The organism is Arthrobacter woluwensis (genome assembly GCF_030816155.1).
In the GTDB taxonomy this organism is placed as follows: Bacteria; Actinomycetota; Actinomycetes; order Actinomycetales; family Micrococcaceae; genus Arthrobacter_E; species Arthrobacter_E woluwensis_A.
In genome coordinates this window covers 856,230-876,547 of the sequence record NZ_JAUSXR010000001.1, presented here as the reverse complement: position 1 = coordinate 876,547, position 20,318 = coordinate 856,230, and the positions used below count along the sequence as shown (strand labels likewise).

Here is a 20,318-nt window from a genome sequence, read left to right as displayed (position 1 = left end):
TGGTCCGGCCTAGAGCGGGAAGCGGGCCGCGTCCTCCAGGGCCCCGGCGCACGTCCAGGCTTCGAGCCGCTCCTCATCCGAGGGGCCGCCGTCGAGGGGGCTGCGCAGATTGGGACGCCGCACCCAGCATCCGGCTTCCTCGGCCACGAGGGCTCCGGCGGACCAGTCGTGCTCGTTGAGGCCGCGTTCGCCGTAGCAGTCGTGGGTCCCGTCGGCCACGAGACAGAGGTCCAGCGCGGCCGAACCCAGCCGCCGCAGGTCAGCGAGACCGTCCATCAGCTGCGGGAGGGACGCGGCCTGCTCGGCGCGCACACCGGCGTCGTACGAGAATCCGCTGGCCAGGATGCGGCCGCGGTGGCCCTCCGGAGGTCCCGTGAGCCGACGCGGTTCCGGGTTCCCGCTCGCGGCGTCCAGGAGCCACGCTCCCCCGCCTCGGGTCGCCCAGTACACACGCCGCAAAGCCGGAGCGTCGACCACACCGGCGACCCAGCTCCCGTCCGGAGCCGCGACGGCCACGCTCGTGGCGAAGTACACGATGTTGCGGATGAAGTTGGTGGTGCCATCCAGCGGGTCGATGGACCAGCGGTAGCCGCTCGGGCTGTCCGGAGCCGTGGTGCCGTGCTCCTCCCCGGTGATGACGTCATGGGGCCTGTGCCGCGTGATGACAGCCCGCACGGCATCCTCCGCCTGCCGGTCGAACGCGGTGACCCAGTCGTTGTCGCTGGTCTTGTTGTCCGCGCCGCCGGTGACGTCCTCCTGGCTCAGCGTGGCCCGCTGTGCCAGGACGGCTGCACCGGCTGCAGCGGCTTCCCGCGCGACGGCGAGCAGTTCTTGCGTGGACGGCGGCTCGTGAGGGACGCCGCTCGGGAGGTGCTGCTCACTCATCCCCGGACTCCTCGGGGAGGTCAGCGGACGACGTCTCCTCGGCGGACGGCGTCTCCCCGGCTCCCTCGGCCTCTCCCCCGTCCAGGCCCGCGGGGCCCTTCTCCAGGAGGATCCGGAAGCCGTCCTCATCCAGGACGGGGACACCCAGCTGCTCGGCCTTCTCCAGCTTGGAGCCCGCGGCCTCTCCGGCCACCACGTACGAAGTGTTCTTCGAGACCGATCCCGCGGCCTTGCCGCCGCGGATGATGATGGCCTCCTTGGCCTGGTCCCGGCTCAGGGTGGGCAGTGTGCCCGTGACCACCACGGTCAGGCCCTCGAGGGTCTTCGGCATGGACTCATCCACCTCATCGGCCATCCGCACCCCGGCAGCGGCCCAGGCGTCCACGATGTTCACATGCCAGTCGTCGGCGAACCACTCCTTGACCGCGGCGGCGATGGTCGGGCCCACCCCGTCCACATTGGCCAGCTGCTCCTCCGACGCCTCGCGGATCGCGTCCATGGAGCCGAAGGCAGTGGCCAGAGCACGGCTCGCCGTCGGCCCGACGTGCCGGATCGACAGTGCCACGAGCACGCGCCAGAGCGGCTGCGACTTGGCCTTCTCCAGCTCGGTGAAGAGCTTCTTGGTGTTGGCGCTCGGACCGGCCGGCGACTTGGCCGTGCCCTGGGTCCAGAAGTACGGCTTCAGCTCCCAGACGCCAGTGCCCGAGCCCTTCACGCGCTTCTCCCGCCAGACCTTCACCTCGCCCAGGGCGGCCCGCAGATCGGCGCCCGCCGTCTCTGAGGCGAGGTCGAACACGCGCGACTCGTCCGTCAGAACGCCAGGCCCGGTCGGCTGGACCAGTCCCCCGGTGCCGGCAGGGTCCGGTCCCGGGCCGGCCGTCAGCGCGAGCGCGGCTTCGTCGCCCAGGGCCTCGATGTCGAAGGCTCCGCGCCCGGCCAGATGTGCCACCCGCTGGCGGAGCTGGGCGGGACAGGAGCGGGCGTTGGGGCAGCGGAGGTCGACGTCGCCCTCCTTGCCCGGCGCCAGGGGCGTGCCACAGGACGGGCAGGTCTCCGGCATGACGAAGGCGTGCTCGGTGCCGTCGCGCAGGGCGAGGACCGGGCCGACGATCTCCGGGATGACGTCACCGGCCTTGCGGAGCACCACGGTGTCTCCGATCAGGACGCCCTTGGCTTTCACGACGTCCTGGTTGTGCAGGGTGGCCATCTCGACGGTGGAACCCGCCACCTTGACCGGTTCCATGACGCCGTACGGGGTGACGCGGCCCGTGCGGCCGACGTTCACCCGGATGTCGAGGAGCTTGGTGTGCACTTCCTCGGGCGGGTACTTGTACGCGACGGCCCACCGCGGCACGCGGGAGGTGTGGCCGAGCTGGCGCTGCACGGCGAGCTGGTCCACCTTGACCACGATGCCGTCGATCTCGTGGATCAGGCTGTGGCGCTTCTCGCCGTACTCGGCGATGAACGCGAGGACCTCTTCCAGCGTGTCCAGCACCTTGAAGTACGGACTGGTGGGCAGGCCCCATTCCTGGAGGAGGGCGTAGAAGTCCGACTGGGACGCCAGGTCCAGCCCTTCGTGGCGGCCGATGCCGTGCACGTACATCGACAGCGGGCGCTTGGCGGTCTCGGCGGGGTCCTTCTGGCGGAGCGAGCCAGCCGCCGCATTACGCGGATTGGCCAGCGGCGCCTTGCCCTGCGCGATGAGGATCTCGTTGTACTCCTCGAACGCCTTGGACGGGATGAACACCTCGCCGCGGATCTCCACCTCGGCCGGGTGCCCGGTGCCGGAGAGCTCCCGCGGGATCTCCTTGATGGTCAGGACGTTGTGCGTGATGTCCTCACCCGTGGTGCCGTCGCCGCGGGTGGCCGCGCGGACCAGCTTGCCGTCCCGGTACAGGAGGTTGACGGCGAGGCCGTCGATCTTCAGCTCGGTGAGCCAGCGCGGCGTCGCCAATCCGAGGGTCTGCGTGCTGGCAAGCGTCTTCTCGACCCACGCCGTCAGCTCCTCGAGGGAGAACACGTCCTCCAGGCTGTACATGCGGCTCAGATGCTCGACGGCGGCGAACGCCGAGGACACCTCCCCGCCCACTTCCTGCGTGGGCGAGTCATTCGACACCAGTTCGGGGTGCAGCGCCTCGAAGCGCTCCAGGCGCAGATAGAGCTCGTCGAACTCGGCGTCGCTGATGAGGGGCTCGTCCTCCTGGTAGTAGGCGTGCCGGTACCGGCGGACCTCATCGGCCAGGGTCTGGTACTCCTCGCGGAGGGCCTCCGCCGGGGTGCCGCCGGAAGGCTCCACGACGTCGTCTTTCATCACGGGTGCCACGGGATTCTCGCTCACCCCTCCATCCTGCCACGCGGCGCTGACATCGGAGGAGGGTGAAACTAGCCACGAGTGAGGAACCTGGCCGGAGAACAAAGAATTAGGTTCACGTAGCCCTTCAGAGCCACACAGTCCGTGTCGGGCCAGCGAAAGGCTCTCGATGCCCTGCAAACAACTCAGCTCAGGTGCAACTCCGAACCCGTAGACCGCAGCATCTTCAAGGTGTCGGCGAACTCGACCCAAAGCCCGAGACAGGCATCGGAGAACCAGCGCTTCAGAATTCGCATTAGCACGCTTATGAGCAACCACCACATGCTCGCGTTTTTCACATCAGTCGAGGAGCATCTGGTGACAGCTTCACCTCTGATCGGTGAAAGTCGATCACATCGGGGTCCTGCTCGGCGAGGACGTCTTCGAATTTGTGCCAGCCGTGGTTCCGAACGAAATGCGCTTCTCCTGTCGTGATCGGCACCAACCATGCGATGTCGACGTCGCCATCCTCGTCGGTAAACGTAGCGAATTCATCCGGGAAGTAGTTCGGCATCGCTACGTACAACGCTGTCAGGTCTGAGCCGGGGACAAGAGCGTTCGCGGGGCCGAGGACGTCACCGTAACGATATGCATCGTGGGCTTCCAGAGCTCGCGAGGCAACCTGGTGGAGCAACCCTGCAATGAGATTCGAATCCACCGCCTTGGGGGCTAGCATCAGGAACTCCTCGCGGACAGTCTGCGTGGGGACCGCGGACACCAATAGGTGCCTGCTCAATCCCAGCGTTGCGTAGCCGACAGAATCCTCGTCAGACCCACCGGCGAACCTCGCGATCTGAAAGGGCAGCCTGAGCCCGTCGAGATCAAGCGCCCAGACCTCCTCAATCAGCCCCAGCGTGCGTTCGAAGTGTCCGACGATCCCAGACATGTCATGGCCCGAATCAGGCATCATTGTTGGTTCCTCCCCGGGTCGCCATAGACATCAACCGAGGCTCCCGATCAAGTTCACAGATGAGGACGGTAGGGAGCCCGGTCACGTGACCAGCAATGTGTCATCGAACCAGACGTCCTCATATCCAGGGGCCAAGAGAATTCGCCACCCCGGCGGAAGCGCAAGGTATGGGAGGATCTCTGGGCACCATTCGTGCAAATGAGCTAAGTGGAGAGGCGCGAAGAAGTCGGATTCTTCTGAGAGTTCCTCCCCGGCCCATATGTACCAGCCTGACGTGTCTCCTTGTGGCGGGTGTCGAAGGGCATTGAGAGGTACGAGCCCCTGAAGAACGTTTTTCGCGATACCGACCTTGAGAGACCCATCCGGAGGCATACAAAGAGTACCGAAGCGCTCGGCTGTCTCACGCTGGATGGTTTCAATTTTGGTCAATCAAGCCCCCAGAATATGCATCACAGGATTGAGCACCTACTCAACTCTGCTCCCTGACGATGAGAACAGAATGGACAATACTGCTGCACGCGCTCAACAGCCTAAGAAAGCAGTCCAGGGGCGACGGAGAATCGAGTCGTCATCTCGCGTTGCCTCCAGAGGGCTAGAAAACGGTGGAACAGCGTCATCGATAGGGTCTCTGGTGTCGATCAGATGTCCTGCTACCGACACTTGGCGTGTCGGTAGCAGGACCTACGAAGCCGGGTCAGAATCGGAGATCTTGTCGAGAGACGACTCCGGGATCAGGCCTCCGGGGGCAGCGCCACCTGGACCTTGCGGACCTTGCCGCGAGCGATGATGTAACCACGGCCTGGGATGAACTGGTCCTTGATCCGGCCGAGGCTCGTGCTCAGGAGCGAGTCGCCGTCCATGTCTCCCGGGTTGAGCAGGAGGCCGCGGCGGCCGGACTTGAACGGCTGTGCCAGCTGCCAGGCGGAGGACCAGGTGGAGGTCTCGGACTCGGCCACCACCCACTGGCCCGACTTCACGGACTCGGTGACCAGACGGGCCAGCCCCGGCTCCGCCATGGAGTCCGTGAACTCGGTGAGGCCCTCGATGAAGAAGGCGACCCGGCCCGGCCGTTCCTGCGCGAACTCAAGCAGTTCGTCCACGCCCATCTCGACGTCGTCGGTCCCCACGAACGCCTTGTCCCAGACCTTGAGCGAGCCGACGGCGGAGCGCCGGGAGCCGAGGTACACGGCCGTGCCGGCGGGGTTGGCCTTCTTGTAGGCGTGCGCCAGGGTGACCAGGGCCGTGGTGCGGCCCGAGCCAGGAGGGCCGGACACCATGAGCGCGCCTTCGGTGGGCACCTGGGCCGGGGTGAGGGTCTCGTTGTCGACGCCGAAGGCCGCCATGCCGGGGCTCGCGACCGGCAGGATGCCGAGGTCGACCGATTCCGGCAGACGCTGGATCCCCGGCGCCTGCGGGATGCCGCGGCGGAGCATCGCCTCGCGGAGCTTCTGCACACCACGGGCCTGCAGCGCGAGGTTCGGGGTGCCGCCCAGCACGGCCAGCTGCACTTCGAGGCCGTCCAGCATGCCGCGGCCCGGAGGGGACGAAGCGTCGAGGACGTCCTTCGGGGCGTCCAGGGTGATGTAGTCGTCGACCGCGGACAGGCGCAGGATCAGCCGCTTCTGGATCGAGGCCAGCAGAGCGGTGGGCACCGACCCCGGACGGTCGCCGGTCACCACCAGGTGGATGCCGAGCGGGCGTCCGTCCGTGGCGAGCTGGAGGAAGATCTCCCAGATCCCGGCGCTGCTGGAGTACTCGTAGGAGTCCCGGAAAGCGCTGATGCCGTCCACCAGGACGAAGATCCGCGGCTCGTCGGGCCGTTCAGCGAGCTTCCGGTACTCCACGATCGTGGACGCCTTGACCTCGGAGTAGCGGCGCGCGCGCTCCTCGGAGACGTCCCGGAGCCAGCGGAGCAGACGGCCCACGCGCTCCTCGTCGTCGCCGTCGATGACGGCGCCGACGTGGGGCAGGACCTCGAGCATCGTCAGACCGGCGGAGCCGCAGTCGATCCCATAGACGTGCACGGGACCGCCGCGCGGCGTCACGGCGGCGGCCACGGCGATGCTGCGCAGGGCCGACGACTTGCCGGAACCGCCGGTGCCGAAGATCGCCATGTTGCCGTCCCGGTCCGGCCGGTAGAAGACGAGCGGCTGATTCTGGTGGGCCGCGTCATCCCCAACGCCGAGCAGCAGTTCCTCATCGGTGAGCGGACCCTGCAGCTCGGAGAAGTCGTAGGCCGACTGGAGCACGGGCAGCCACGGCTTGCGGGGCGGCTCGATCGCGAGCAGATCCGCCGCGGCCTTGATGGTCTCCGTCATCCGGGCGATGTCGTTGGGGCCCGTGGGCTCCGGCTCCGGCTCGCGCAGCCCGGCGTCGACCTCCCACACGGCGCCCGCTCCGAAGTTCATCTCGACGATGTCGATCTGCGGACGCGGCGGACGTTCCGTGGTCCAGCCGCCGGCGTAGCCGGTCTGGAAGCTCTGGAGTCGGCCGGGACCGGTCTTGGCGGCGGCACGGCCCGGGATCGCGGGGTCGAAGTACGCCGCCAGCGGCGTGCCGATCACGTCCGTGGCGTCGTCCTCATCCGCCATGCGCAGCGCGACGCGGAGGTTGGTGTTGGCACGCAGGCTGCCGCGGATCACGCCGGACGGCTGCTGCGTGGCCAGGATCAGGTGCACGCCGAGCGAACGGCCACGCGCGGCGACGTCCACGACGCCGTCCACGAACTCCGGCATCTCATTGGCCAGGGCCGCGAACTCGTCCACGATGATGACCAGATACGGCGGCGCGTCCGGGTCGGCCTCGCGCTGCATGGCCAGGAGATCCTTGGCCTTCTTCCGGTTCAGCAGATGCTCACGGTAATGCAGTTCGGCCCGGAGCGAGGTCAGGGCCCGACGCACCAGGTGCGGCGAGAGGTCGGTGACCAGGCCGACGGTGTGAGGCAGCTGGACACAGTCGGCGAACGCGCTGCCGCCCTTGTAGTCCACCAGCAGGAAACTGAGGCGGTCAGGGCTGTAAGCGGAGGCCATGCCCATGATCCAGGACTGCAGGAACTCGGACTTGCCGGCGCCCGTGGTGCCGCCGACCAGGGCGTGCGGGCCCTCGTTCTTCAGGTCCAGGAACATCGGCTCGGAACCGGTGGAGCCCACCAGCGCGCGCAGTGTTCCGTTGTCCTTGCGGTTGGGGATCGCGGTCCTGTGGATGGAGTTGTTCTCCTTCCACCGCTCCCCCACGGCGTTCGCGGAATCCAGCAGCTCGCGGCCGAGGAGGTTCACGAAACTCACGCTGCGGGGCAGGTTCGAGTCGTCTTCAAGCGGCCGCCCGACGTCGACGACGGACGTCAGCATGCGGGCCAGCTGGGTCGCCAGCTCCTCATCGACGCTCTCGCAGCTCACGGGGTAGCTGTGCCGCCCCAGCCGGACCTGGCCGGTGGTGGCTCCCTGGCCGCCGTCGACCACCATGAAGTCGCGGCAGGCCGCGGGCAGCGACTGCACGTCCGCGGCGAGCCACATGATGTGCACGCCGGTGTCGGCGCCGCGCTCCACCAGACGGGTCAGACGGCCGCGGTCCACGGGGGCGTCGTCTTCGACGACCACCAGGACCTCCGGGACCACGGGGGCCGGCGGATCGACCAGATCGTCCTTGAGCTCGCCGCGCGGTGACGGGACCGGCTCCTTGCGGCTCGCGGCCCGCTCGTCCACCAGGGCCTCCAGACGCTCCAGGAGAGCGGTTCCGGCGGCCTGACCGGCGGCGAGATGATCACCCGGGAGCGGGCTGTGACCCGAACCCACGTGCGGCAGCCACTTGAGCCACGCCCAGCGGTCCTTCGACCGCGTCGAGGTCATCGCGGCGATCACGACTTCGGCGGGCGAATGCAGGCCCACCAGCTGGACGACCAGGCCGCGGGCGGACGTCGTCCATCACATGGCGCTCACCGGCCACGCCGAACGAGCCGGAGTGCCGGAGCTGGGAGACGAGCGGGACGCCGTCGATCGTGGAGTAGTACGCGATCGCCTCCTGGATCTCCCGCGCGTAGACCGCCTCGGTGTCCCGGTCCTGAGGCTCCTCGATCTCGACGCGCGACGGCGCCGTGCCCAGCCCCAGGCGCAGGGAGAGGAAGCCGCGGTGCTCGGTGCGGTGCGTCCAGAGCAGCGGGCCCAGCCGGTAGATCGCGTCCACCGTGTCCGCGACGGAGGGCGTCTCCTGCAGGCGGACCGAGCGCTCCACCTTCTGCAGTTCCGTCATCTCCGAGCGGAACTGGTCCATGCCTTCGCGGAACTGCCGCAGCTGTTCCTTGAAGCGCTTTCCGGAATGCCGCTTCTGCTCCCACCAGTGCCCGATGGCGAAGAGCGGCATGAGCGCCATGAAGACCACGCTCGTGATGTTCTGGGTGATGGCGAACAGCGCCGCGCCCATGAACAGCGGCAGCATCATCATCAGGATGGGGAACGGTTCCTTCTCCCGCGGCTGCGGACCCTTGGGCGGAACCTTCTTCCGCACGGGGAAGCGCGCCACGACGCGCGGGGAACGGTTGAAGTCCACCATGGGCTGCGTGGCGACGGCCGCCTGGTTCCGCTGCACCGTGATGATGGAGATGGTGGTGTCACCGAGCGTGATCGTGTCCGAAGACCCCAGGACGGCGCGCGTGACGGGCAGCCCGTCCATGAGCAGGCCGTTGGCGGAGTTGGTGTCCACCACTTCCACGGTCTCGCCCACCAGGATGCGGGCGTGGCGCTTGGAGGTCAGCGGGTCGCTCAGGCGGATGTCGCTGTCACGTCCGCGGCCGATGTAGCTGGTGCCGGAGGGCAGCGGGAACTCCCGTCCGGCGTCGGGCCCGGCCAGCACCCGCAACGTCGCGACGGCGGGGCCGCCGGCCTGCTGATGGGTCGCGAAGGCCTGGCTGACCGGGGCGATCGAGACGGCGGAGCCGGGCCTCAGCCCCGACTCGAGGAGCTTGGCGTCCGGGTCCAGGAGCTGCCCCCGCATGGCGCCGCCCACATAGGACTCCTCGACCAGCAGACTCATCCGCCCGGGGTCGGCGGGGTTGGGCCGGTCAGGGTCGGCGAGCCAGAGTTCCCGGGCGATGTCCGAGACGGTCGCGCTGCCGTCGACGGTGACGGCCAGGTCCTTGCTGTCGAGGTCTCCGCGTCGGAGTGTCAGGCGGAGTTTCACTCGCCGGCCTCACCTTTCATCTGTTCGAGCAGGGGCAGGTCCGCGGCGGTCACCAGGTGCGAGGTGACCGCGTGCTCCACGAGGCGGGCGCGGCGGTTCATGGCGAGCTTGCCGCCGCCGCCCCGCAGACCGGCGACGCCCACACGGTCCAGCTTGTCGCACACGTTGTCGAGCTTGCGGTTGAAGCGCGTGAGGGCCCATCCGAGCCGGCGGGCGGCTTCGGCCGAGCTGGGGATGGCGCTGAAACCGGTGCCCTCACGGCGCAGCATCGGCTCGGCGAGCGCGACGATGATGGCCTTCTGGGAGTCGGTGAACACCACCGGGCCGATCGTGGTCTCGCCGTCGGCCTCCGGATCCTTGGCCTGATGCCGGAAGGCAGGGCTGTTCTGATGCACGGAGAACTCATAGGTCGTGGGACCGGCGGTGAAGACGACCGTGGTCAGGCCGAACACCAGCGGGATCCGTGCTCCGGGCGCGAGCCAGGCCTGCATGCCGCCCGACCCGTCCGCGATGGTCGCCGAGATCATGGAGCCCACGTTGCTGAGCCACCAGATCCCGTCGTAGCGTGCCACTTCCAGAAAACGGCGGTGCAGGTAGGGGTTGTCGTCGATCGCGAGATCACCCTCGCGCCCGATCACGAACACCTCCTCCGGAACCGGTTCGAACCACTCCCCGCAGTAATCGATGGAGAGTTCCCTCACGGGTTCCTGCCCTGGCTCGATCATCCTGTACTCCTCACGCTTTCAGTCCCCCGCTGCACGTACACTCCGGCCTCGCATTCCCGCCCCGCTCAGGGGACACAGACCTTCGCCGAGTCGGAATCCCCGGTGGAGGCTGTTCCGTCCTTGCGGACCACCTGAACCTGGATACACGTCGGCTGACCAGCGACCGGCTTCACCCGGACGTTGTTCTGCCCGGCCTTCTGCCACGGCCCCTGTTTCGTGGCCGAGATGGTGCGCCACTGGTAGGTGTCGCCTTCCCGAGGGTCCGGGTTCGTCCAGGAGAAGAACAGCTTTCCCGAGCCGTCCGGACTGCCGCTGAGGTTCCGCACATCGGCCACCGTGCCGTCGCCCAGCGGATCCACCGGCTTGGCCGTCGACGCTCCGGACAGCCCGGAGCTGTTGGACGGACTCGCGCCATCGGTCGACCGCACGCGCGGCTGGTTCCCGCCCTGGTTCAGCACCACGACGAGCACGACGGCGAGCCCCAGCAGGAGCGCGCCCGCCACCACGCTGATCCACAGCTTGGTGCGGCTGCCGCCCTGGCCTGCGTCCTGCGGCTGCGGTGAACCGGTCCACTGCTGGCCGGTGTCCTGCCCGCCGGTGTTCAGCTGGCCGGTGTGCTGCTGGCCGGTGGTCCCCGACCCCTGCATGCCGCGGAGCAAGGTGGCGCTCGTGGCGTCGTCCTCGCGGGTCCGCTCCCAGGCCGCCGGGCCCGCCGGACCCGCCGTGCCACCCGAAGGCGCCGCAGGTGTGGCCCCGTGGTAACCGTAGGGAGCACTTCCCTGGGCGGCGCCGCCCTGCCCCGCCGGACCGCCGGACGTGCCGGGGACGGTGCCCGTGGACCGCATCATGGTGGGATCTTCGGGCAGCGTCTGGTTCGGCGCCGTGTAGTTCGGGGTGGTCCGGTTCGGCGCCGTCCCGTCCCCGGAGGTGCCCGTGCTGCCCGTCCTGCCACTGGAGCTGTCCGGATCGATCACGGAGATCCCGCGGAGCCGGGTCGCCTCGACCTCCTCGTCAGAGTGGGAGTCGTCCTGGATGGGATCGCCCATCACCTCGAACGCGGTGACGGACAGGCTCAGTTCGGCCTGGATACGTTGCAGCGCCAGGCCGAAGGCGTACGCCGAGGGGTACCGGGCGGCCGGGTTCTTCGCCATGGCCGTCGCGAGCGCCAGTTGCAGCGCCTCCGGCACATCGGCACGTCCCAGCCGCGGCAGGGGCGTGTTGCTGATCCGGTTGATCATCTCCGCGTTGGAGTTGTCGGCGCCGGGGACGGCGAACGGTGAATGCCCCGCCAGGAGGGTGTACACGGTGGCGCCGAGAGCCCACACGTCCACGAGCACCCCGTCGGTGGAGCTGGACGCGAAGCTCTCCGGCGGCGACCACGGCACGGACATGGCGCCGTCGTTGCCGTCATCCTCCGGATCCCCGCCGATGATGCCGGAGATGCCGAAGTCGGTGAGGGCAGGACGGTTGTAGTCCGTGACCAGGATGTTCGCAGGCTTGATGTCCCGGTGGGCGATGCCGGCCCGGTGGGCCGTCTCCACGGCCGAGGCCACCTGGATGCCGATGGCGAGAGCCTCCTGCAGGCGGAAGCGCTCCTTCCGGTAGCGGAGGTCCAGGCTCGGCCGGGAGCAGTACTCCATGGCCAGGTAGGAATGCCCGTCCGGCGTGATGTCCGCTTCGTAGATCGTGACGATGTACGGGTGCGTGGACAGCTGTGCCATCAGGTTGGCCTCGGACTCGAAGGCGCGCCGGGCGCCTTCGGTCTTCAGACCGGCGTGGAGGACCTTGACGGCCACCTGCCGGCGCGGCCTGTCCTGCTGGTACAGGTAGACGTCGGCGAAGCCACCGGATCCGAGGACCCGGACGTAGTTGAACCCGTCGATCCGGGGCGGCGGGGCGGCGGGGCGTTTACGGCTCACGGGAGATCCTCGAAGACGATGTAGACCTGGTCGCCGAGCTCGGCGACGTCGCCGCTCAGCACGAGCGCCGTCTCCGCCTGGCCGAGACGGCGCGGGGACTGTCCGTCCCGCAGCAGCACCGTGCCGTTGCTCGAGTTCAGATCGCACAGCACCACGTTCCAGCCTTCCAGCCGGACCTCTGCGTGCGAACGGGAGATGTCCCTCTTGGGGCTGTCCACCTGCACGAGGTGGGGCATGTCCCCGCCGGAGACCCGGGAGACGGACGGCTGGCGGCCCAGGATCACGTTGCGGTCCAGCACCACGGTCTCGCCGCTGGGCAGGCGCAGCCGGCCGAGCGGAGGACGCGGAACGCTCGCGGCGTCACCGGCGATCTGCTCCTCGCAGATCATGCAGTGCGTCCGGGTGGGCGGGTTGGCATGACCCTGGAGGCACATCCGCGCCAGGACCCGGGGGCCGTTGGCGGGTGCCGCCGGGGGCGCCTGCGGGGCGGTCTGAGGAACGCCCGCGGGAAGTTCGCTGCGGAACACCGTGTGCCCGTCGTGATCCGGATCGTCACCGTGCGACGCGCCCGGAGGGAACGACGGCGGCGTGGGCGGCAATGGCGGCGGCGTGGACGCTCCGCCGGGAGACTGCGCCGGGGCTGACACCGGAGCCGGCGCCACGACGGGGGCCGAGCCTCCGGAACGTGCCCAGGGCACCTCGTCGATGAGGGATTCCTCGGCCTCCGCGGACGGCAGCAGGGTGTTCTGGGACTCGTCGTGGCCGGCCGGTCCGGAGGAAGGCTCCGGGGTCACGGCCGGCGCCGGCTCCTGGCCTGCGCCGTGGCCGTCCTGGGTGGACGCGCTGGTGCCGGTACCCGTTCCGTTCGAGTCCGCCGGGGTGTCAGGAGTCTTCATGCCGTCTGACGCTTCTGTGCCCCCTGAGGTCCCTGCGGCGTCCGGCGTCTCAGCGGCGTCCGGCGTCGACAGGAACTGATCCCAGAGGTGGTCGTAGGTGGTGGTGAGGTCGTTGGGCGCGTCGGCATCATGGTGGTGCGCCGGAACGTCGCCGGAATGCTGCCCGGAGACGGCCGCGGGGTCCTCGCCCGATTCCCCATCGCCCGACGCCTGAGCTTCCTCGTCCGCGGCAACGACCGCGCCATCCGCTGGGACCCCATCCGCCGGGGCCCCGTCTACTGGGGCGCCGTCGCCCTGGCCGGGCTCGTCCCCGGGCTCGTCATCCGACGCGTCCTGGTCGGCCTCGGCGTCCACGGAGTCTCCCGCGCCCGAGTCCTCGCGTGCCGCCCGCGCCCCCAGAAGCTCGGTGGCCAGGCTGTCCGTCTGGCCGTCGAGGCTGAAGGAGGGTTCGTCGTCGTCCTCGTCCGAGGAGGGGTCCCAAGAGGGGGCCGGCTGCGGCATGGACGGTGCGGCGAAGAGCGGCGCGTCCACCGTGTCCTCGTGAGCCGTCGCGGGAAGATCCGACGCGGCGTCCTCGCCGGAGCCGTCGCCCGGCTCTTCGGCGACCGGAAGCTCGCCGACCACCAGCACGGACGCCGTCACGACGCCCGCGTCGAGCGGCATCCACGGATCATCGTCCCCGTCCGCGGACTCACCGGCACGGATCTCGAAGGTCTCGCTGGAGGGCAGGGTGCGCTCGTTCCAGGTGGTCACCCCGCGCCCGTGCACCTCGGTGCCGCTGCCGTCGAGGGTCCGGACGTGGAGATCACCCCGGAGGAACACCCTCAGGGAGTCCCGGTGGTCGACCACGGCGAAATCAGGAAGGCCCGTGACGGAGGTGCCGAACGAGCGGGTGACCTCGTTCAGCAGCTGATCCACGGACGGGTTGCGGCCCAGAAGCTCCCAGAGCTGCAGGATCCTCTCGGTGCCGGCGTCCGGGGACACCACCACCGCGATCCCGTTGCGCAGGACGTAGAGCCACGACCCCTGCCGGTAATGATTGGTGTTCATTCTTCCTCCCCTGACGCCGCGGCGGGCGCGGCGCTCTCCTCGCGGAGCGCCAGGAGCTCCCGCGGCAAAGTGTCCTCGGTCTCCGCGTCGATGCGGGGAGAGGTGGTCAGCTCGCCGTCGTGGGCGAAGGCATCGACCACCACCACGCTGACATTGTCGCGGCCGCCGTTGCGGAGCGCGGCCTGGATCAAGGCGTCCGCGGCTTCCTGCGGGTCGAAGGTGCTCTGCAGGACGCGCCGGATGAACTCGTCGGAGACCTCACCGGTCAGCCCGTCCGAACACACCATGACCCGGTCGCCGTCCTCGATCGGCAGGAGCCAGTAATCCGGTGCGCCACCGTCGCCGCTGCCGAGCGCGCGGGTCACCACGTGCCGGCGAGGATGCCGCAGGGCCTGCGTGGCGGAGATGGATCCGTTGTCGATCAGTTCCTGGACCTCGGAATGGTCCACCGTCACGCGCTCGAACGTGCCCCGGCTGAGCCGGTACGTGCGGGCGTCCCCGACGTTGAAGACCAGCCAGTACGGCTTCTGGTTCTGTTCCACCACCGCGACGCCGCTCAGCGTGGTTCCGGCGCGGCCGGAACCCTGCTGGCGGATCGCCAGATCGGCTTCCTGAAGGGCCTCCTGCAGACGGGTCACGTCCACATCGCGGTTGCCTTCCGGAGTGGCCAGACGCTGGGCGAGTGTGCGGACGCAGATGCCGCTGGCGATCTCCCCCGCTTCATGCCCGCCCATGCCGTCCGCCACGGCGTAGACAGGGTCTTGCGCGATGAGCGAATCCTCGTTCAGCTCGCGGCGGAGACCCCGGTCCGTGCCGAAGCCGGCGGTGAGGGTGAGGGGCCCGGCGTCGTGGGCCGAGGCGAAATCAGAGGGGACTTCAGAGATCATGGTGTGCTCAGCTTAAAAGTCCGGTCCCCGAATTTCACAGTTGACCCGGGACGGACGAAACGTGCCTCCCCCGCGACGAGGCGGACCAGGGTGCCGTCGGCCAGCATCTCACCGCTGCCGTTGGTCGACTGACGGTCCGTGACCCAGGCGCCGCCCGAGGCCGGGACCACCAAGAGATGGGTCTTCGAGATGGAGCGGCCCACGTCGTCGAGTGCCAGCAGACGCAGACGCTCCTCCCCGGCCCGGGCGGTGGGGTTGCGGCCGATCAGGACGCCCTCCTCGAGCGGCACCCGCGCGCCGTCGTCGAGCAGAAGGACCAGGGAATCCTGCTGGCCCGCGGCGCCGGACGGCAGGTGGGCGCGGAGCATCGTCTCCCCGTGGTCGGCGGGCGCCGCCGGAGGGGCGAACTGCTGCTGCGGCGGGGCGAACGGCGCAGGCTGGCCGTACTGCTGGGGCTGACCGTACTGCTGCTGTCCGTACTGCTGGGGGTCGGGCTGCTGGGGCTGAGCCGGTTCCCCGAACTGGAGCGGGAACGGAGCCTGCGGCACCGGCGGGACCTGGCGGCCCTGCTGCTGCGGGGCGGCCGGACCAGGCTGAGGAACGACGACGGGTGTGACCGCCTGCTGCTGTGCCGGCTGCTGCTGCGTCTGCTGAGGGGTCTGCTGTGCCTGGCCGTGCGCGGCCAGCGGGGACACCACGGGGCGGACCGCCGGGAGGTCGAGCGTCGGGTAGCTGTGCGTTCCCGCGATGCCCTCGGTGGTCACGGGGTTCCGTCCGGCGCGGACGTCGAAGACCAGCGTACGGGCGACCTTGTCATGCCAGCCCTGCTTGCGCTCGTTCGGATCCCAGGCGTTGGACACACCCGCCACGATCAGCCAGACGAAGGACACGATCGAGCCGATCCCCCCGACGATCTGCACCACGCCGGCCGGTGCGAAGAACGACATGATGCCGCCCACCAAGGCGAACAGGATATTGGGCGCCAGCAGCACGAGCCACCGCAGGAACACCGCTCCCGCGCCCGGGGCGTAACCCTCGAGCTCGGTGGTGCGGATCCCGAAGATCGCGTTGCCGAGCGAGTTGCCGCTCCGGGCCTCCATGATCCACATGGTCACCACATACGCCAGCCAGATCAGCACCGCGAGGCCGGACATGATGACGGCGAAAATCACGTCCTCCTGGCTCGGCCCGAGATTGGTGGAGCCGGCCAGGCCGTTCTTCAGCAGTGCGGCCGTGCCCACCGAGAGCAGGACGCCCGCGATGATGCCCGGAACCGCCAGGTCGATCAGCTTGGAGAAGAGCCGCTTCGCCGCACCCGCGCGGACCACCGGCTGCGTGGCCGGCAGCTGGTCAGGATGCTGGGCGACGATCCCCGGGCTCGAGGACTGCCACGGTCCGCCCTGCGGGGCGCCACCCGGCTGCTGAGGGTGCTGCACGCCGTTCCTCAGCGCCGCCCGGTTGCTCAGGGACGTGCCGCAGGCGAGGCAGAACCCCGCTCCGGGGGTGAGCTGTTGCTGACACTGGGGGCAGCGTTCAACATTGATGCTCATTGCCCTTCTCCTTTACTGCGTCGTACCTTCTCCAGGAGGCCCCGAGGGCCGGATTCCAGGACCGTGCGTGCTTCCACCAGCAGTGAGCGAGGTGAGAACCTGGCCCGCTGGCGGCGCCAGAAGCCCATCCCCTCGGTCATGCTCGTCAGGGACTGGTCCACATTCTCCCAGTACGCCCGCACTTCCTCTTCGGCCGGTTCCCCGGCGCCGAACACGGCGGCGTCCGCGCGCTGAGCCAGCAGCACCGTCCCGGGGGCCGCGGTCGGGAACGACTCGCCCACCAGGGAGGAGGTCTCGCGGCGCGTGGCCTTCGGATCGACTGGCGCGCCGAGATCCGTGGCCAGGCTGACCACTTCGCTCCAGCCACCCGAGAACCGCTGGGCCGGCGGCCCCTCGAGGGCCCGCTTCTTGCGCCGGCGGCTCTTGAGCACGGCGATCACCACCAGGGGCAGCGCGAGGATCAGCACCGGGATGGCCGCGAGGCCGATCGTGGCGAGGATCGGGCCGAGGACGGACCAGAAATCGTTCTTCTTCTGATCAGCGTCCGCGGCTTCGGGCTGGGAGTCCGGCGGCAGTTCGGCCGGCTCCTGCGGCGGGGGCGGCGGCTGCAGCACCTGCGGCTTCGGCTTGGAGTTCTTCTCCGGGTCCGGCGGGATCGGGACGTTGTCCTTCGGCGGCGTCGGGTCGAAGGGGATCCAGCCGGCGCGGTCGAAGTTCACCTCGACCCAGGCGTGCACGTCCTTGCCCTTGATCTGGATGTCCCCTCCGCCGTTCTGCGGGCTCTTGGGGTCAGGGTAGAAACCCATCACCACGCGGGCGGGGAGACCCAGCTGACGGCAGATCAGCGCCATCGCGGAAGCGTACTGCTCGTCGTCGCCCAGCATCTGCTTGGCCGTGAAGAGCGTCGTCAGGCGGGCCGCCCCATGACCGGACAGGCTGGGGACCTGGCCCTCCGTGACGAGCCCATTGCTGAACGCTCCCTTGGTCCGGAAGTACGCCTCGATCTGACGCACCCGGTCGATGTCCGTGGGCGCGTCCCCGGCGATCTGGTCCGCCTTCTGCGCGAGCGCCGGCGGGACCCCCTGAGGCCTCGGCAGCGTGTCCGCCGCCACGCGGTACTGCGTCAGCTGGCCGTGGCTGAGCGTGGGAGGGACCTGCACCTGCACGGTGTAATGGTCCCCCTTGCCCAGGCCGAGCGTGCTGATCGCAGTGTCAGAGCCGGAGTTGAAGTACAGGCCACTGCCTGCCGCGCTCGAGACCGGGAAATCGAACCCGACCGTCCGGGTGCCACCCGGCACGAAGTACCCCTGGTACTCCCCGACCGTCACATCGATCGTGTAGTCGGAGGTGCCGTCGCCGGTGGGCGCCTGCGGGTTCAGCGCACGGGCGTCACCGACCTTGCTGAAGTTGCCGGTGCCGTTCGGGTCCACGTTGTAGACGGTGCCGTTGTAGCTGTCCAGGGCGGCGAGCCGCACCCGGCCGTCCTTGGGCAGGCCCTTGACCTCGAAGAGCGTCTTGTCCTTCTGGTCCTTGACCATGGTGCGGAAGCTCGCCAGCGGCGTGATGTAGTTGCGCGGGTCGAACGGCGGGACCACGACGTCGCGCAGCACCTTCCGCTCGGTGGTCGCCGTCACGGCCGGGGACGCCAGAGCCGTCACGACCACGGCGCCGGCCACCACTGCGGCGCCCAGCGCCAGACGGTTGAATCGCGCCCGGCGCACGGCGCCGGCGTCGTGCTCGGCGCCCTTCGCGACGATCCGCGCCTCCACACTGCGCAGCCGGGACCGGCGCCAGGAGGCCCAGACGAGGGCCCCGACGCCGAGTGCGACGCCGCGCGGCACGGTCAGGAAGCTCGCACTGGTGCTGAAGGCCACGCCGACCACGAAGAGCGCGAGGACCGGCAGCAGCGGCCAGAGCGCGCTGCGGAGACGCCAGGTCAGCAGACCGGCCGCCAGGGCGCAGAGGAGCCCGGCGAGGAACGGGACCACCAGCATGTCGTCGGCCACACCGACCGGGACGCCGACGGTCAGCATGTCCTTCCACGAGAACACGATGCCGAGTAGGAGCGTGCGCAGGGAATCCAGGCTCGGCAGCACGCCGAACAGGGCCTGCGTGGGGTTGGCGAGGGCGCTGCCGAAGAGGAAGTACACCAGGACGCCGGAGCCCGCCGTCGCCAGCAGACCCATCTTCAGGCGATGGCTCAGGGCCGCGACGCCGAGACCGAGCACGACACCGCCCAGGCCGGCCACGAGGTACCGGGGGTCTCCGCCGTAGCTGAGGTGCAGACCCAGGACTCCGAGCCCCAGCAGCAGGAACAGGGCCGCCGCGTCGACGAGGTCCTGCCAGGAGGGGAGCCCCTGCCGGCCGAGGATGCGAGTGGTGGACGCGGTGCTCATGCGACCGCCTTTCGCAGAACGAGAGCCAGATCGTCGAGACCGCCCAGGGTGAGCACGGTCAGATCGGCGATGGTGGCCCGGGCCGGCGCGGCCCCGGGCTGGATGCGGATCGCCATGGCGCGGACCCCGGGCAGGACGGACGCCGCGCAGGAGCGCAGCTGAGCCGGGGTCACGTGGCTGCCGACCACGAAGAAGACCACCGACGCGTTCGGCACCCGGTCGGCGAGCCGGCGGGCGAGTTCCACGGCGTCCCGGCGGCCGGTCATGCTCTGGAGCCGGGTCGCGTCGTCCAGCATGGTCCGCCCAGTGGCACAGCGGAGCGGCCCGCGCTGGGTGAGGATGTCCAGTTCACGCTGTTCCACGAGCGCCTGCCGGCCCACAGAGCAAGCCACGGAGATGGCGAGTTCGAATTCGAGCTCCGTGTCGTATTCGTCGAGATTGACGGAGAGCGCGATCGCCAGGTGGGCGCGGCGGGTCTCCTCGAACTGGCGGACCATGAGGGTTCCCAGGCGGGCCACGGTCTTCCAGTGGATGTGGCGGCGGTCATCGCCCGGCGCGTACTCCCGCAGAGCGTGGAAGGACACGTCCGTGTTGGAGAGCTCCTTGGTGGTCATGCCCTCCAGGTCCCGGATGAAGCCGGCTGCCGGGCTGCCCAGGGCCACCGTGCGCGGGTGCACGAAGAGCTCCACCGGGTCGGTCCAGCGGATCTGGCGCTTGAGGAGGTGGAACGGGTCCGCCCGGACGGAGACGGCAGGGCCCACCATGATCACCTGGCGGCGGTTCGTGGGGATGCTGAACAGATCCTCGTGCAGTTCCTGGGGACGGAGCCGCGGGATCGGGAAACTGGCCACCGCACGGCCCACGGGAAGTTCGAGGGTGGAATGCATGACCGGCCGCGGAGCCGTGTTGATCACGGAGATGCCGCCCACGGCGTTGTCCCCTACCGCCACGCGCGTCCGGGTCAGATCGAGCGTCACCTGGTAGGAGGACCGGCCGACGATGAACGCACAGCTCGCCACGAGCAGCACGCCCAGGAGGAGCCCGAGCGCGGCGGCCTCCTGCCAGCCGAAGGAGATCGCGAACCACGCCATGCACACGACGAGCGCCAGGCAGGCCCAGCCCAGGGGCGTGATGACGGAGACCACGGGACCCACCCGGCGGACCAGGACATCACGGACCCGGCCGACCACGGGACCGCAGACATCCACGATCACCCTCCAGGCCTGCCGGAGGACGGACACGGGACGGGCGGTGACGGTGCGGAGCCCGGCCAACGCGTCGGCGGTGGTGTCCTTGCCCGCAGGCCGGTTCGGGCGCGTGGCTTTCGCAGCGCCGGAGGCCTTGCCTGCGCGAGCGGCTTTCCCCGGGCGCCGGGCGCCGCGTGGCGGGCGCGACGGCGACGGCCCGGATCCGCCGGCCTGTGCCGGTTTTCCAGAAGCCTGCGCCGGTGCTCCGGGAGCCTGTGCCGGCGGGGCGGAAGGCTGCGGCGGCGGGCCGGCCGCGGGCCTCCGAATGGTTCGGTCGTCCCCCGGGGGCGGCGGTGCGCCCTGATCCTGGGCGCGCCGGGCCTCCCGCGCT

11 protein-coding genes and 1 pseudogene are annotated in these 20,318 nt (G+C 69.6%); all 12 read right to left on the bottom strand.

What is annotated here, in order from left to right:
• Positions 1 to 9 precede the first annotated feature (9 nt).
• Positions 10 to 885 carry an inositol monophosphatase family protein gene (locus tag QFZ52_RS03855; protein WP_307496317.1) on the bottom strand — a complete coding sequence of 292 codons (876 nt, stop codon included), beginning with the start codon at positions 883 to 885 and terminating at the stop codon, positions 10 to 12.
• Positions 878 to 3,196: an NAD-dependent DNA ligase LigA gene (gene ligA, locus QFZ52_RS03850; protein ID WP_307498646.1), complete on the bottom strand. Its 2,319-nt coding sequence runs from the start codon at positions 3,194 to 3,196 to the stop codon at positions 878 to 880. The genes QFZ52_RS03855 and ligA overlap by 8 nt, the downstream gene beginning before the upstream one ends.
• Before the next feature lie 334 nt (positions 3,197 to 3,530).
• Positions 3,531 to 4,145 (bottom strand): suppressor of fused domain protein, encoded by a 615-nt coding sequence (locus tag QFZ52_RS03845; protein WP_307496316.1) that lies wholly within the window; start codon positions 4,143 to 4,145, stop codon positions 3,531 to 3,533.
• 81 nt (positions 4,146 to 4,226) lie between these two features.
• Entirely contained in the window at positions 4,227 to 4,574 is a 348-nt protein-coding gene (locus QFZ52_RS16205; protein ID WP_444861214.1) for an immunity protein Imm33 domain-containing protein, read from the bottom strand.
• A gap of 302 nt (positions 4,575 to 4,876) precedes the next feature.
• A pseudogene (locus QFZ52_RS03840) lies at positions 4,877 to 9,317 on the bottom strand (FtsK/SpoIIIE domain-containing protein).
• Positions 9,314 to 10,018: a hypothetical protein gene (locus QFZ52_RS03835; protein ID WP_278269097.1), complete on the bottom strand. Its 705-nt coding sequence runs from the start codon at positions 10,016 to 10,018 to the stop codon at positions 9,314 to 9,316. Before QFZ52_RS03835 ends, QFZ52_RS03840 begins: the two are co-directional and overlap by 4 nt.
• Positions 10,019 to 10,107: 89 nt before the next feature.
• Positions 10,108 to 11,961, bottom strand: coding sequence for a serine/threonine-protein kinase (locus QFZ52_RS03830; protein WP_307496315.1), 1,854 nt, complete (start codon positions 11,959 to 11,961; stop codon positions 10,108 to 10,110).
• Positions 11,958 to 13,907 carry an FHA domain-containing protein gene (locus QFZ52_RS03825; protein ID WP_307496314.1) on the bottom strand — a complete coding sequence of 650 codons (1,950 nt, stop codon included), beginning with the start codon at positions 13,905 to 13,907 and terminating at the stop codon, positions 11,958 to 11,960. The genes QFZ52_RS03830 and QFZ52_RS03825 overlap by 4 nt, the downstream gene beginning before the upstream one ends.
• Complete coding sequence (locus tag QFZ52_RS03820) at positions 13,904 to 14,794, bottom strand: PP2C family protein-serine/threonine phosphatase (protein ID WP_278268544.1); 891 nt, start codon at positions 14,792 to 14,794, stop codon at positions 13,904 to 13,906. Before QFZ52_RS03820 ends, QFZ52_RS03825 begins: the two co-directional genes overlap by 4 nt.
• Positions 14,791 to 16,344 carry an RDD family protein gene (locus QFZ52_RS03815; RefSeq protein ID WP_307496312.1) on the bottom strand — a complete coding sequence of 518 codons (1,554 nt, stop codon included), beginning with the start codon at positions 16,342 to 16,344 and terminating at the stop codon, positions 14,791 to 14,793. The genes QFZ52_RS03820 and QFZ52_RS03815 overlap by 4 nt, the downstream gene beginning before the upstream one ends.
• On the bottom strand, positions 16,341 to 18,740 hold the full coding sequence (locus QFZ52_RS03810) for a transglutaminase-like domain-containing protein (RefSeq protein ID WP_307496311.1): 2,400 nt from the start codon (positions 18,738 to 18,740) through the stop codon (positions 16,341 to 16,343). Before QFZ52_RS03810 ends, QFZ52_RS03815 begins: the two co-directional genes overlap by 4 nt.
• Entirely contained in the window at positions 18,737 to 19,948 is a 1,212-nt protein-coding gene (locus tag QFZ52_RS03805) for a DUF58 domain-containing protein (protein WP_373425698.1), read from the bottom strand. Before QFZ52_RS03805 ends, QFZ52_RS03810 begins: the two co-directional genes overlap by 4 nt.
• Positions 19,949 to 20,318 lie beyond the last annotated feature (370 nt).

Coding starts and splice junctions, on each gene's coding strand:
- QFZ52_RS03810 (WP_307496311.1), bottom strand. CDS start 18,740: ATGAGCACCGCGTCCACCACTCGCATCCTCGGCCGGCAGGGGCTCCCC.
- QFZ52_RS03845 (WP_307496316.1), bottom strand. CDS start 4,145: ATGATGCCTGATTCGGGCCATGACATGTCTGGGATCGTCGGACACTTC.
- QFZ52_RS03815 (WP_307496312.1), bottom strand. CDS start 16,344: ATGAGCATCAATGTTGAACGCTGCCCCCAGTGTCAGCAACAGCTCACC.
- QFZ52_RS03820 (WP_278268544.1), bottom strand. CDS start 14,794: ATGATCTCTGAAGTCCCCTCTGATTTCGCCTCGGCCCACGACGCCGGG.
- ligA (WP_307498646.1), bottom strand. CDS start 3,196: ATGAAAGACGACGTCGTGGAGCCTTCCGGCGGCACCCCGGCGGAGGCC.
- QFZ52_RS03825 (WP_307496314.1), bottom strand. CDS start 13,907: ATGAACACCAATCATTACCGGCAGGGGTCGTGGCTCTACGTCCTGCGC.
- QFZ52_RS03855 (WP_307496317.1), bottom strand. CDS start 885: ATGAGTGAGCAGCACCTCCCGAGCGGCGTCCCTCACGAGCCGCCGTCC.